Genomic DNA, 12,485 nt, shown 5'->3' on the forward strand with positions numbered 1-12,485 from the left:
TGAGCAGTTTATACCATAATCCGCTTTCATAGATAAAGAAAAGGTAAGAAAAATGAAACATTTAGAAATTGAATTGAAAACACTATTGAAAAAAGATGAGTATGATCGTCTAAAAGACCAGTTCACAGGTGTCACTCCTGTTCTTCAAAAAAATTACTACATCGACACACCTGATTTTGAGCTGCGAGAAAAGAAAGTTGCTATGCGCATTCGAACTTTTGAAGACTGGGCAGAATTGACACTCAAAGTCCCGCAGAGTGTTGGAAACATGGAATACAATCAAAAATTGCAACTAAAAGATGCTGAAAACTATCTGAGCAAGAAAGAATTTCCTCAAGGGATAGTATTGGATGAATTGGCGAAACATGGTATCCAAACTAGTGAATGGCAGGTTCTTGGTTGTCTAACAACACTTCGCTATGAAATGCAAACAGCTATTGGCCTCATGGCACTGGATGAAAGTCAGTACTTTGATATGACAGATTATGAATTAGAGCTTGAAGTGGAAAATCATGAGCAAGGCAAACAGGATTTCCAGCAATTTTTAGAGGAAAATCAGAGTTCCTATCAAAAAGCTCCTTCAAAATTGGTTCGATTTGTCAAAAGCATGAAAAATAGCTGAAATAATCTCCATTTTTTGGTAAAATAGAAAAGATAAAAATACACAGGTTCTAGTTCATATATGTAAGATAAATATCACTAGGATTTAAAAAGTTTACAGAGGACGGTCTATAATGTCAGATAGAAAAAACATGAAACTTTTCGCACTCAACTCTAACCAAGAGATTGCACAGAAAATTGCTGAAGCTGTTGGTGTCCCACTTGGAAAACTATCATCACGTCAATTTTCAGACGGAGAAATCCAAGTGAATATTGAAGAAAGTGTCCGTGGTTATGATGTTTACATCATCCAATCAACAAGTTTCCCTGTCAACAACCACCTAATGGAATTGTTAATCATGGTCGACGCTTGTGTGCGCGCAAGTGCCCACAGTATCAACGTTGTCCTTCCATATTTTGGCTATGCACGTCAAGACCGCATTGCTTGTCCTCGTGAGCCACTTACAGCAAAACTAGTTGCCAATATGCTGGTTAAGGCTGGGGTTGATCGTATCCTGACTCTTGATTTGCATGCTGTTCAGGTTCAAGGTTTCTTTGATATTCCAGTGGATAATCTTTTCACAGTTCCCCTATTTGCAAAACATTACTGCGATAAGGGACTACTCGGTTCAGATGTTGTTGTCGTTAGCCCTAAAAATTCAGGTGTGAAGCGTGCTCGTAGCTTGGCTGAGTATCTTGATGCTCCTATCGCCATTATCGACTACCCTCAAGACGATGCAACTCGCAACGAAGGATATATTATCGGTGATGTCGAAGGTAAAAAAGCTATTTTAATTGACGATATTCTGAATACAGGACGTACCTTCTCTGAAGCTGCTAAAATCGTTGAACGTGAAGGGGCTACAGAAATTTATGCTGTTTCTAGCCACGGTCTCTTCGTCGAAGGAGCTGCTGAACTTCTTGACAATACTAAGATTAAAGAAATTCTTGTGACTGATTCAGTAGCAACAAAAGAAAAAACTCCTAAAAACGTATGCTACATCACTGCTAGTGAGTTAATTGGTGATGCCATCGTCCGTATCCACGAAAGAAAACCAGTCAGCCCACTCTTTGCCTACAACAAAAAGAAATAAGGTGATTCTTTGATTTATTTGGACAATGCTGCGACAACTCCTATGTCAGCAGTTGCTATTTCAGCTATGACCAAGGTGATGCAAGAAACCTACGGCAACCCTTCTAGTATTCATGGTCATGGTCGTCAAGCTGGTAAACTCTTACGAGAAGCCCGTCAGGAACTAGCCCAGTTACTGGGGACAAAACCTCAACATATCTTTTTCACTTCTGGTGGGACTGAAGGCAACAATACTGCTATCATTGGCTACTGCCTTCGTCACCAAGAACAAGGAAAACATATCATCACAACTGCCATTGAACACCATGCTGTCCTTGAAACCATTGATTACTTGGTTCAACACTTTGGGTTTGAAGCAACCATTATTCAACCAGAAAATCAAGAAATCACAGCCCAGCAAATTCAAGAGGCCTTACGTGACGATACGATTTTGGTTTCTACCATGTTTGCCAATAATGAGACTGGAAACCTACTGCCCATTGCTGAAATTGGCCAAATACTCAAGCAACACCCAGCCGCCTATCATGTCGATGCAGTTCAGGCTATTGGTAAAATCCCTATACACCCAGAAGAATTGGGCATTGATTTTCTCACTGCTTCTGCCCACAAGTTCCATGGTCCTAAGGGAATCGGCTTTCTCTACGCATCTAGCATGGATTTTGATTCCTATCTACATGGCGGAGACCAAGAACAGAAAAAACGTGCAGGAACTGAAAATTTAGCTGCTATCGTAGGCATGATTGCAGCCCTAAAAGAGGACCTAGAACAGCAAGAAGAACATTTTCAACATGTACAAAATCTAGAAACTGCCTTTCTGGCAGAGCTAGAGGGTATTCAATATTACTTGAACAGAGGAGACCATCATCTCCCTTATGTCCTCAATATTGGATTTCCTGGCCAGAAAAACGACCTCTTACTCCTTCGTCTAGATTTAGCTGGAATTTCAATCTCTACTGGCTCAGCCTGTACGGCAGGCATTGTCCAATCCAGCCATGTTCTTGAAGCTATGTACGGAGCAAATTCAGAACGCTTGAAGGAATCCGTTCGTATCAGTTTGTCGCCACAAAATACCGTTGAAGACCTACAAACCCTCGCAAAAAACTTAAAAGAAATTATCGGAGGTTAGCCATATGGCATTTGAAAAAACCATTCAGTTAAAAAATTGTCGTTACGACTACACTCTTAGCCCTTCTGTTAAAAAATTCACCCTCAAAGATACCACCTTTTTTGAGACAAAAGTTGGTAACTATGAACTGACTCGCCTTTTGGAAAAAGTGCCAAACAGCGGTGAAGGATTCCAACTCAAAATCATCATTAACAAGGAACTTACAGGGGCTAAAATCAATATCACTGACAAGTTTGGCCTTCGTCTGGTTGATATTTTCAAATCAGAAGACCACCACATTCATCAGGAAAAATTCTATTTCCTCATGGATAGCTTGGTAGAACGTGGTGTCTTCACAAAATCGGAAAGATAGGTCCCATATGTTTGAACTGACCTATAAGGACAGCTATCATGTAGAGCGCACTCTCAAGTATGAGGATTACAAGGCTCTCATGCTGGCTCTATCAGGATGTGTGACTCTGCCAGATACACTTTATGTAACTTCTTTGACCTTTCAAGAGCAGGAAGTTTACCAAGGACTGGTCGGAGACCTCTACCGTTTTCTATCACATGCAGATTTTTTACATCAAAACTAAGATTTTTCTTAGTTTTTTCTTGTTTTTGTTGATTTTTTCACAATGTTTCTATAAAATAGAAGAATAGAAAGGTTGTGATTTTGTGAAAGATAAACAGTCTGCTATTCCAAAAGCTACAGCGAAAAGACTCTCTCTCTACTATCGAATTTTTAAGAGATTTCATGCAGAAAAGATTGAACGTGCCAACTCTAAGCAAATTGCAGAGGCTATCGGTATTGATTCAGCGACCGTACGTCGGGATTTTTCCTATTTTGGTGAACTAGGTCGTCGTGGTTTTGGCTATGATGTTAAAAAACTGATGACGTTTTTTGCCGATTTACTCAATGATAACTCTATTACCAATGTCATGCTGGTTGGTATTGGAAATATGGGCCATGCCCTTCTCCACTACCGCTTCCACGAGCGTAACAAGATGAAGATTATCATGGCCTTTGACCTGGATGACCATCCTGAAGTCGGTAGCCAAACTCCTGATGGGATTCCCATTTACGGAATTTCTCAAATCAAGGATAAAATCAAGGATGCTGATGTCAAAACTGCTATCCTGACCGTTCCCAGCGTCAAGTCACAAGAGGTTGCCAATCTCTTGGTGGATGCTGGCGTGAAAGGAATTCTCAGTTTTTCACCAGTCCATCTGCATTTACCAAAGGACGTGGTCGTTCAGTATGTCGATTTGACAAGTGAACTCCAAACCCTCCTCTATTTCATGAGAAAAGAGGATTAGAAAGCGAAAATCATTTTATGAAAAAACCAGTTATAGGGATTACAGGAAACGAAAAAACTCATCCAGATGATGACATCATGATGAGCTACGCAGCAAAAGGCTTTGTTGAAGGCGTTAAAGACGCTGGAGGGATTCCCATCATCCTACCGATTGGTGATCAAGAAATGGCCTGCCACTATATCAGTATGATTGACAAGCTCATCTTGACAGGTGGGCAAAATGTTGATCCAAAATTCTATGGTGAACCAAAAACTATTGATAGCGATGACTACCACCTTCAAAGAGATATATTCGAACTAGCCCTCATCAAGGAAGCTATCAAACAGCAAAAGCCGATTTTCTCTGTCTGTCGTGGGACTCAGCTTTTTAACGTTGCCATGGGTGGAACTTTGTACCAAGATATAGAAGACCACTGGCAGGATTGTTCTGCCGAATACACAACTCAACGCTTGGTGACAGAACCAAATACTGTTCTTCGAGAAATCTATGGAGAAATCTCCCATATCAACTCCTTCCACCACCAGAGCATCAAGGATTTAGCACCAAATTTAAAGATTGCGGCTCATGATCCTAAAGATGGTATTATAGAAGCTGTTATGAGTACGGATGATGTCGCCTTTCTCGGTGTCCAATGGCATCCAGAATTTCTATTTGAAAATCGTCCCAAGGATAAAAATCTCTTTGATTATGTCGTTAATGAACTTTAGATTAAATCCGTCTTTTCACGGTAACTAAAGTAACTAGATTGTGAGACAATCAAATGGTCCAAGAGGACAATCCCCATCAGTTCGCAGGCTTCTTTGACAAGTTTAGTGACATGATCATCATTTCGGCTAGGCGCTACCGCTCCTGAAGGATGATTGTGAACCAAGATGAGAGAAGTCGCCATATGCTTGATTGCATAGTGAAGGATCTCTCGCGGCTCAGCGATACTACGAGTGGCAGAACCGATAAAAATGGTCTGTTGATGGATGATTTGATTTTGAGTATTGAGATAGAGCGCCACCAGGTGCTCTTGTTTTTTGTCCCCTAATTCCTGTTGCATCTTCTTGGCCAACTTTTGACTACTGAGAATACTTTCCATTTCAAGGGTCTCGTATTTGTGAATACGATGCCCCAATTCAATCATAGCTTGCAACTCTATAGCCTTAACACGACCGATACCAGACAGACTCTGCAATTCCTGCAGGGTCATTTTTTTCAAATCCGTTAGGCTTGAAAGATTGCTCAAGACTTTCTGGGCAATTTCAAAAACGCTGGCTTGACGTGTTCCTGTCCTAAGTAAAATAGCTAGCAACTCTTGATTACTGAGCGCTTCAACTCCTTCCTTGGCCAGTCTTTCTCTTGGCAATAATGAATCTTCTTGAAATGAAATACTGTACATAAAAATCCTCCTCACTTTATTATTCGTGAGAAGGATGAAAAATTAGATTTTTTTCTCAATTGGAGCCACACTGGCTAAAAGTTTTTTCAAACCTACTTCTGGGAAATTGATTTTCAATTCCTGCGTAGCACCACTACCTGAAACTTCCAGAACGGTTCCCTCTCCCCACTTCTTGTGGAGGGCAATATCACCAATGGACCAATTTGTCTCACTAGACGCTGATTTTGCGCCAGCTGTAAATTGACCAAATGGGAGACCGCTTGATTGGATAGTTCTTGGGGCGGCACTACGTTTACGGTCTTGAAGAGCTTGAGCCAGACTCATACCTTGACCGAAGGCAAGACCACCACTGCTATATGATGCCTTAAAGCTTGCATTGGCTGGACGGGCCAATCCTTGATACTCAAGCAAGTCTGAACTAATTTCATTAATAAAACGAGTCGGACGGTTGTAGTTGGTACGACCGAAAAGCAGGCGCGAGTTGGCATTGGTCAGATAGAGAATTTTCTCTGCACGCGTAATTCCTACATAGGCTAGACGGCGCTCTTCTTCTAGTTCATCTTGATCTTCAGCTGCACGGCTAAGCGGGAAGACATTTTCTTCCATCCCAATCAAAAATACAACTGGAAACTCTAGACCTTTGGCAGCATGCAGGGTCATCAAGGTCACTTCTGATGTCTCCTGACTACCTGAATCTGTGTCGGCAATCAAGGCCAAGTCATTTAAGAAACGACTCAGTTTGTCCAGACCAGTTTCTTCTTCTGCCACATCAGAGGTGTCATCAAAGTTTTTTGTCACAGAAAGGAACTCTTCGATATTTTCAACCCGAGCCTTGCTTTCTAGAGTTGCTTGGGCATTAAGAATATCGACGTATCCTGTTTTTTCTAGAACAGCCTCAACCAACTCTGTAATAGTTAAGTGATCTAGCTGCTCTCGTAAATCTAGAATCATATTGGCAAAATCCCAGATAGACTGAGATACCTTACCCTTGATACCAGATAACATGATATTAGCTGAAGCATCTAACATAGACATGTCTTGCATATTCGCAAAATCACGGATTTTCTCAACAGTACCTGGGCCAATTCCACGTTTAGGCTCGTTAATAATACGTTCAAAACTAATATTATCACTCAAATTAGCAATAAGGTTGAGGTAGGCAATAATATCACGAATTTCCTTACGGCTGTAGAACTTGGTCCCTCCGACCATTGTATAAGGGATATTTGACTTGAGCAGGGCTTCTTCAATGGTACGAGACTGCGCATTTGTACGATAGAGAACTGCAAAATCCTTGTGAAGAAAGTTTTGACTGCGACTAAGTTCATCGATGGTTCTGGCTACAAATACAGCCTCATCTAGCTCATCATCGGCACGATAGTAAACGATTTGTTCCCCATCAGCGTTTTGGGTCCAGAGATTCTTAGGACGGCGGTTTTTATTATTTTTAATGACCTCGTTGGCCGCTTGGAGAATAGTTTTGGTTGAACGGTAATTCTCCTCCAACAAAACAACCTTGGCTTGAGGATAATCTTTCTCGAAGTCCAAGATATTCTGCATATCAGCACCACGCCAACCGTAGATAGACTGGTCCGCATCTCCAACAACACAGATATTTTTAAAACGGGAAGCCAAGAGTTTGACCAATTGGTACTGAGCATGGTTGGTATCTTGGTACTCATCAACGTGGATGTATTGGAATTTCTGTTGATAATAAGTCAAAACATCAGGATTTTGATCAAAGAGACGCAGGGTCAGCATAATCAAATCATCAAAGTCAACCGACTCCGACTGACGCAGTTCTTTCTGATAGGCTGTATAACACTGGGCCACAATTTGCGTGTACATATCGCCAGCTTGGGCAGCATAAGCCACATCATCAATCAAGTCATTCTTGGCATTGGAAATAGTCCCCAAGATGCTCCGTTCATTCCATTTTTTCGGATCCAAGTTTAACTGCTTAAGAATGCGTTTCATAAGAGTTCGCTGTTCACCAGGATCCACAATAGTAAAATTACGGTTGTAGCCAATATGATCCGCATCACGACGCAGAATACGAACACACATGGAGTGAAAAGTCGCAATCAGACAGTCCTGAGTGGTTGGATTGAGGTTATAAGCACGCTCTTTCATCTCACGCGCAGCCTTATTAGTAAAGGTAATGCCCAAGATATTCCACGGATTGACCAGCTTTTCATCAATCAGATAAGCAATGCGGTGGGTCAAAACTCGGGTCTTTCCAGAACCAGCCCCCGCCATGATTAACAAGGGACCTTCTGTCGTTTGCACCGCCTCAGCCTGACGGTCATTCATTCCATTTAATAATGCGTTCATCTTCTCTTCCTTACTCTTGAAGTCAATATTTCTATTATATCAGAAATCAGGGAAAATAGAAACTTTACGGGGAGTAGCAAAATATAGTGGATTGAAACTAGAATACTACACTGTGGGTTTCTAAAACACTCGACTCTTTCACTCAATTTTTTCATAAACTAGCTCAATACTTCAATATAAAAAAGGTAAATTTAAGATTGGCAATACGAACGTTAAACAGAATTCCATTTCTCTTTTTAGAATCAAAACGATAATATTGTGGAATCTCTACAGAAACAATAGATTGCGACACTAAAATATTCTCCTCTAGTTTTTCTTTACTAATAGTATATAGGAGGAGAGCCCTGAATCCTAGACCCTCTGTTATGATGTGGTTACAAACAGAGTTGGAAAAAATCTTAAAATCAGAAAAACGCATTATACCAGGCACTTAACACTTGATACAATGCGTTTTATTATGAAAAAATCTACTGTATTTTTTATCAAAATAAACTTCCAGTAGATCTTTTCACTTTTTATTAATAAGTTCCTTCTTCACCTTGGCTAGTCAAGATTACTGGACCATCTTTCGTAATCACGAATTGGTGTTCATACTGACATGACAATCCACCGTCGATGGTCTTATGGGCCCAACCGGTCTTCATATCTGTATCAATTTCCCAGTTACCTGTATTGATCATTGGTTCAATAGTCAAGACCATTCCTTCACGAAGACGGAGTCCTCGACCTGCAATACCATAGTTAGGAACCATTGGCTCCTCGTGCATTGTTGGGCCAACACCATGACCAACCAAATCACGCACTACACCGTATCCACGGCTTTCAGCGTATTCTTGAATAACCGCACCGATATCACCAATGCGATTTCCAACAACAGCTTGCTCAATCCCCTTGTACATAGCTTCTTTGGTTACATCCATCAAATTTTTGACTTCTTCGGACGGTGTACCAACAGCATAAGCCCAACATGAGTCTGCAAGACCACCAGAATAGCTCTGAGTGTATTTCTTCATTTGCTCAACATTGTTGAAGTTTAATTTTGAGACATTCAGGTCAGATTTAGCAATAGGACCTCCCAAAACCATATCAACCTTAAGCAAATCACCATCTTTCAAGATATAGTGACGAGGGAAAGCGTGAGCCACTTCATCATTAAGAGAGCAGCAAGTAGCATAAGGATAGTCCATCATTGCACCGTCAACCCCAATCTGAAGTGGAAGGAAATTTTCTTCCTTACAACGACGACGGACATACTCTTCAACTTCCCACATATCTACGCCAGGCTTAATCAAATCACGTAAACCGATATGAATACTTGCAAGGAAATCACCAGCCTTGTCCATAGCTTCGATTTCACGAGCTGATTTTAATGTTATCATCTTTTCTCCTAGTTTCTAATTAATTTTAACGGTCACATTTGCTTTTGAAACAATCTGATGACCATGATAAATATCGTAATCAATAATAGCTGATCGTCTAGTATGGTGGATAATGCGTGCTTGAATGCGCAGTATATCATCTATCTGAACAGCCTGCAAAAAGTAGATCAGCATTTGCTCGATGATGAGATTGCGACCACTATTCACAACTAAATCTTGGGTCATGTGAGTCAGTATCTCCGCCAATACACCGTTAGCTAAAACTCCGTTTTTCTCAAGCATAAAGGGTTCCACTGTAATGACGACTTCATCATGGTGATAAGCGAGTTTTTGACCAATCTGCTCAGAAAAAGTTGGTAGAGCTGAAACTTGGGAACGGCTCATCTTCTCCATGACATCTCGTCGCGTCACAACGCCAAGCAAGGTTTGATTATTCCGAACAACTGGTACCATTTCAAAGTCTTCTGCAATCATCCGTTGACTCACATTGGCAATATTTGTCGATAATCCAACTAAAAATAAACTACGAGACATGACCTTGTCAATTGTGGTACTTGGTGACTTATCACCAGCATCTCTCATGGTTACAATGCCAACAACAACCTGATGTTGATTGATAACAGGAAAACGACTGCTACGATTCTTGCGTACCAAGTACAAATAATCTTTAACGGTGTCTGTCTCTCTCAGAAAACCATACTCATGACTTGGACGATAAAGCTTCTCAACTGTCAAAATATCAGTCTTGATTTGGACATTTGACAAGGCTTTATTGATCATAGTCGCAACAGTGAAAGTGTCATGCTTGCTTCTTAGAACAGGAATCCCTTTTTGATTTGCCAGTTTAAGCACATCATCATGAACATGAAAACCACCTGTAACCAAAACGGCATTTTCATTTTCCAGCGCTAGTAATTGGATACGGGTCCGGTCTCCGACAATCAAGAGTCCCCCATCATGAAGGTAAGACAAAATATTTTGTTCGGTCATGGCACCGATTGAAAACTTACTAAATTCTCTCTCTAAACCTTCTTGCCCAGCCAGAACCTCAGAAGAAGTCACTTCTGCTATCTCAGCAAAAGTTAATCTTTCGATAGCAACTTTCTGGGATTTAACACGAATTGTTCCACTTCTAGGACGGGTCTCCACAATTCCACGATTTTCAGCTTCTTTAATGGCCCGATAAGCCGTTCCATCACTGACTCCCAGATGGTTGGAAATACTACGAACACTAACCCTCTTTCCGACAGGTAATTCTTCCAAATAGCTTAGAATTTCCTGATGCTTACTCATTGAATTCTCCTTTTACATACCGAAATTCAAGATAATCCCGCATTTTTCTTGTGTAACGATCACTTCCCTTAAACTGACGAATCAAACGGAATCCAGACTTAAGGGCAACCCGTTGACTAGATTCATTTTCAAGATGGGTAATGATGGATAATTGTTTTAAGCCAACTTCTTCAAAAGAAAGTTGACAAATTTTTCTAACAACCTCTGTCATAAATCCTTGCGACCAAGCATCTTTTCTCAAAAAATAGCCAAGTTCTGCTTCTTTTTTGATTTCATCTAACTTCTCAAATTTAATAGAACCAATCATTTGTTGATTTTTCTGGTCACAAATTGCCCACACTCCCAAAGGGGACTTCATAAAGTAATTGGCCAACGCATATTGGCTCTCTTCCAGACTTGCCTGAGTCGGGAAAATAAATTGAAGATTTTCTGGATTCGAAGCTATCTCATGGAAGTCCTGACTATCACTAAAAAAGAAAGGACGCAAATACAAGCGATCCGTTTCAAAAAAAGAAAACATTGCTAATTTGGTCCAAATATTCATAAACACCTCTACGGTTTAATCCTCAACAAGTGTAATATCCGCTCCTAGATTACGTAATTTTTCAATAATATCAGAATAACCACGTAAGATAAACTCGATATTTGTAATTTCAGTTTTACCTTCAGCCATAAGCCCAGCAATGACTAGTGCAGCCCCAGCTCGTAGGTCAGTTGCTTTAACACTTGCTCCACGCAAATTACGTCCACCCGTGTACAAAATATGACCATTTGTTGTCGAAATATCCGCATCCATCTTTGCTAGTTCAAAAACATGATTTACACGTTTTTCGTAAATCGTATCAACAATTGTACCACGACCATTCGCTCTTAGTAAAAGTGGGGTAATCGGTTGTTGCAAATCAGTTGCAAAGCCTGGGTAAGGAGCTGTCTTAATATTGATTGCTTTCAAATTAGACTGCTCTTCGACAAAAATGCTGTCTTCAGATACAGTCATTCTCACTCCCATTTCTTCCAGCTTAGCAATAAATCCTTCCAGGTGTTCGTAAAGAACATTATTGATACGAATTCCCTTACCAACTGCAGCAGCTAAGGAAATATATGTTCCAGCTTCAATGCGGTCTGGAATCACCTGATGACGGGTCCCATGTAATCTTTCAACACCATCAATAATGATGATATTAGTTCCTGCACCACGGATATGGGCACCCATATTATTCAAGAGAGTAGCTACATCAATAATCTCAGGCTCACGGGCTGCATTTTCAATAATAGTACGACCATTCGCTTTAACCGCAGCAATCATCGTATTAATCGTTGCCCCTACACTAACCGTATCCATGTAAATACTTGCACCATGAAGTCCTGTATCTTTAGCAGATAACTTCATGTTATCTCCCTCGTAGCTAACAGTGGCACCCATAGCTTCAAATGCCTTAAGGTGTAGGTCAATCGGACGAGGACCTAGATCACATCCTCCCGGTAGACCAACTGTCGCTTCACCAAAACGACCCAAGAGGCTCCCATAAAAATAGTAAGATGCACGAAGACTGTTGATTTTTCCATAAGGCATTGGAATATTTTGAACACCTCTTGGATCAATCTCCAATACATCGTCATAACGCTTAACAGTAGCTCCCATCAATTCCATGATTTCGACAAGACTGGCTACATCCGAAATATCTGGAACGCAATCCAAAGTCACCACATCATCAGCCAAGATAATAGCCGGAATTAAGGCTACAACACTATTTTTAGCACCACTAATAGTGATTTCACCTTGTAGTGGTAATCCACCATTGATAACAATTTTTCTCATTCTAAGTTTTCAATACTCTTTCAAGATTTCTAATAAGGTCTTTAAAATAAATTATATCATAAATGCAACCTTTTTTCCATCCTTTTCAATTTTATTGGATAAATCAAAGTTGACGAGTTAGTAACTGAATTACTAATATTCAATGAAAATCAAAGAGC

13 protein-coding genes are annotated in these 12,485 nt (G+C 40.5%); 7 read left to right on the plus strand and 6 right to left on the minus strand.

The genetic code is table 11. The features are described from left to right. The first annotated feature begins 52 nt into the window (after positions 1–52). The 7 genes from HT703_RS05820 (at position 53) to HT703_RS05850 (ending at position 4,825) form a co-directional block, all read left to right on the plus strand. The gene (locus tag HT703_RS05820) at positions 53–622 is read left to right on the plus strand and encodes a CYTH domain-containing protein (protein WP_000681274.1); all 570 of its coding nucleotides are present in this window, start codon (positions 53–55) and stop codon (positions 620–622) included. A gap of 112 nt (positions 623–734) precedes the next feature. Next, complete coding sequence (locus HT703_RS05825; protein ID WP_001283809.1) at positions 735–1,694, plus strand: ribose-phosphate diphosphokinase; 960 nt, start codon at positions 735–737, stop codon at positions 1,692–1,694. A gap of 9 nt (positions 1,695–1,703) precedes the next feature. After that, positions 1,704–2,819 carry a cysteine desulfurase family protein gene (locus tag HT703_RS05830; RefSeq protein ID WP_023935874.1) on the plus strand — a complete coding sequence of 372 codons (1,116 nt, stop codon included), beginning with the start codon at positions 1,704–1,706 and terminating at the stop codon, positions 2,817–2,819. A 4-nt stretch (positions 2,820–2,823) separates the two neighbouring features. Further along, complete coding sequence (locus tag HT703_RS05835; protein ID WP_054392766.1) at positions 2,824–3,171, plus strand: DUF1831 domain-containing protein; 348 nt, start codon at positions 2,824–2,826, stop codon at positions 3,169–3,171. 7 nt (positions 3,172–3,178) lie between these two features. Beyond that, positions 3,179–3,394, plus strand: coding sequence for a DUF4649 family protein (locus HT703_RS05840; RefSeq protein ID WP_023935876.1), 216 nt, complete (start codon positions 3,179–3,181; stop codon positions 3,392–3,394). A gap of 82 nt (positions 3,395–3,476) precedes the next feature. Then, positions 3,477–4,118 (plus strand): redox-sensing transcriptional repressor Rex, encoded by a 642-nt coding sequence (locus tag HT703_RS05845; RefSeq protein ID WP_000653414.1) that lies wholly within the window; start codon positions 3,477–3,479, stop codon positions 4,116–4,118. A 17-nt stretch (positions 4,119–4,135) separates the two neighbouring features. Further along, positions 4,136–4,825 carry a gamma-glutamyl-gamma-aminobutyrate hydrolase family protein gene (locus HT703_RS05850; protein WP_023935878.1) on the plus strand — a complete coding sequence of 230 codons (690 nt, stop codon included), beginning with the start codon at positions 4,136–4,138 and terminating at the stop codon, positions 4,823–4,825. Here the strand turns inward: HT703_RS05850 and radC are convergent. From radC to HT703_RS05880, 6 genes are all read right to left on the minus strand, one after another. Next, positions 4,822–5,502, minus strand: coding sequence for a DNA repair protein RadC (gene radC, locus HT703_RS05855; protein WP_054392765.1), 681 nt, complete (start codon positions 5,500–5,502; stop codon positions 4,822–4,824). The two genes, HT703_RS05850 and radC, sit on opposite strands and share 4 nt — an antisense overlap. A gap of 42 nt (positions 5,503–5,544) precedes the next feature. Beyond that, complete coding sequence (gene pcrA, locus HT703_RS05860; protein WP_172929974.1) at positions 5,545–7,836, minus strand: DNA helicase PcrA; 2,292 nt, start codon at positions 7,834–7,836, stop codon at positions 5,545–5,547. A 518-nt stretch (positions 7,837–8,354) separates the two neighbouring features. Continuing rightward, positions 8,355–9,215, minus strand: a complete 861-nt coding sequence (locus HT703_RS05865) for a methionyl aminopeptidase (protein WP_172929975.1) — start codon at positions 9,213–9,215, stop codon at positions 8,355–8,357. Between the two features lie 15 nt (positions 9,216–9,230). Continuing rightward, positions 9,231–10,508: a CBS-HotDog domain-containing transcription factor SpxR gene (spxR, locus tag HT703_RS05870; protein ID WP_054392761.1), complete on the minus strand. Its 1,278-nt coding sequence runs from the start codon at positions 10,506–10,508 to the stop codon at positions 9,231–9,233. Continuing rightward, positions 10,501–11,052, minus strand: coding sequence for a GNAT family N-acetyltransferase (locus HT703_RS05875; protein ID WP_054392760.1), 552 nt, complete (start codon positions 11,050–11,052; stop codon positions 10,501–10,503). The genes spxR and HT703_RS05875 overlap by 8 nt, the downstream gene beginning before the upstream one ends. 15 nt (positions 11,053–11,067) lie before the next feature. Then, the gene (locus HT703_RS05880; RefSeq protein ID WP_054392759.1) at positions 11,068–12,327 is read right to left on the minus strand and encodes a UDP-N-acetylglucosamine 1-carboxyvinyltransferase; all 1,260 of its coding nucleotides are present in this window, start codon (positions 12,325–12,327) and stop codon (positions 11,068–11,070) included. Positions 12,328–12,485: the final 158 nt, after the last annotated feature.

It is taken from the genome of Streptococcus sp. 3874 (assembly GCF_013276425.1).
GTDB classification, from domain to species: Bacteria; Bacillota; Bacilli; order Lactobacillales; family Streptococcaceae; genus Streptococcus; species Streptococcus pseudopneumoniae.

Excerpts from the sequence above, each read along its gene's own strand:
- HT703_RS05820 (WP_000681274.1), top strand. The coding sequence starts at position 53 with ATGAAACATTTAGAAATTGAATTGAAAACACTATTGAAAAAAGATGAG.
- HT703_RS05825 (WP_001283809.1), top strand. The coding sequence starts at position 735 with ATGTCAGATAGAAAAAACATGAAACTTTTCGCACTCAACTCTAACCAA.
- HT703_RS05835 (WP_054392766.1), top strand. The coding sequence starts at position 2,824 with ATGGCATTTGAAAAAACCATTCAGTTAAAAAATTGTCGTTACGACTAC.
- HT703_RS05840 (WP_023935876.1), top strand. The coding sequence starts at position 3,179 with ATGTTTGAACTGACCTATAAGGACAGCTATCATGTAGAGCGCACTCTC.
- HT703_RS05850 (WP_023935878.1), top strand. The coding sequence starts at position 4,136 with ATGAAAAAACCAGTTATAGGGATTACAGGAAACGAAAAAACTCATCCA.
- radC (WP_054392765.1), bottom strand. The coding sequence starts at position 5,502 with ATGTACAGTATTTCATTTCAAGAAGATTCATTATTGCCAAGAGAAAGA.
- pcrA (WP_172929974.1), bottom strand. The coding sequence starts at position 7,836 with ATGAACGCATTATTAAATGGAATGAATGACCGTCAGGCTGAGGCGGTG.
- HT703_RS05865 (WP_172929975.1), bottom strand. The coding sequence starts at position 9,215 with ATGATAACATTAAAATCAGCTCGTGAAATCGAAGCTATGGACAAGGCT.
- spxR (WP_054392761.1), bottom strand. The coding sequence starts at position 10,508 with ATGAGTAAGCATCAGGAAATTCTAAGCTATTTGGAAGAATTACCTGTC.
- HT703_RS05875 (WP_054392760.1), bottom strand. The coding sequence starts at position 11,052 with ATGAATATTTGGACCAAATTAGCAATGTTTTCTTTTTTTGAAACGGAT.
- HT703_RS05880 (WP_054392759.1), bottom strand. The coding sequence starts at position 12,327 with ATGAGAAAAATTGTTATCAATGGTGGATTACCACTACAAGGTGAAATC.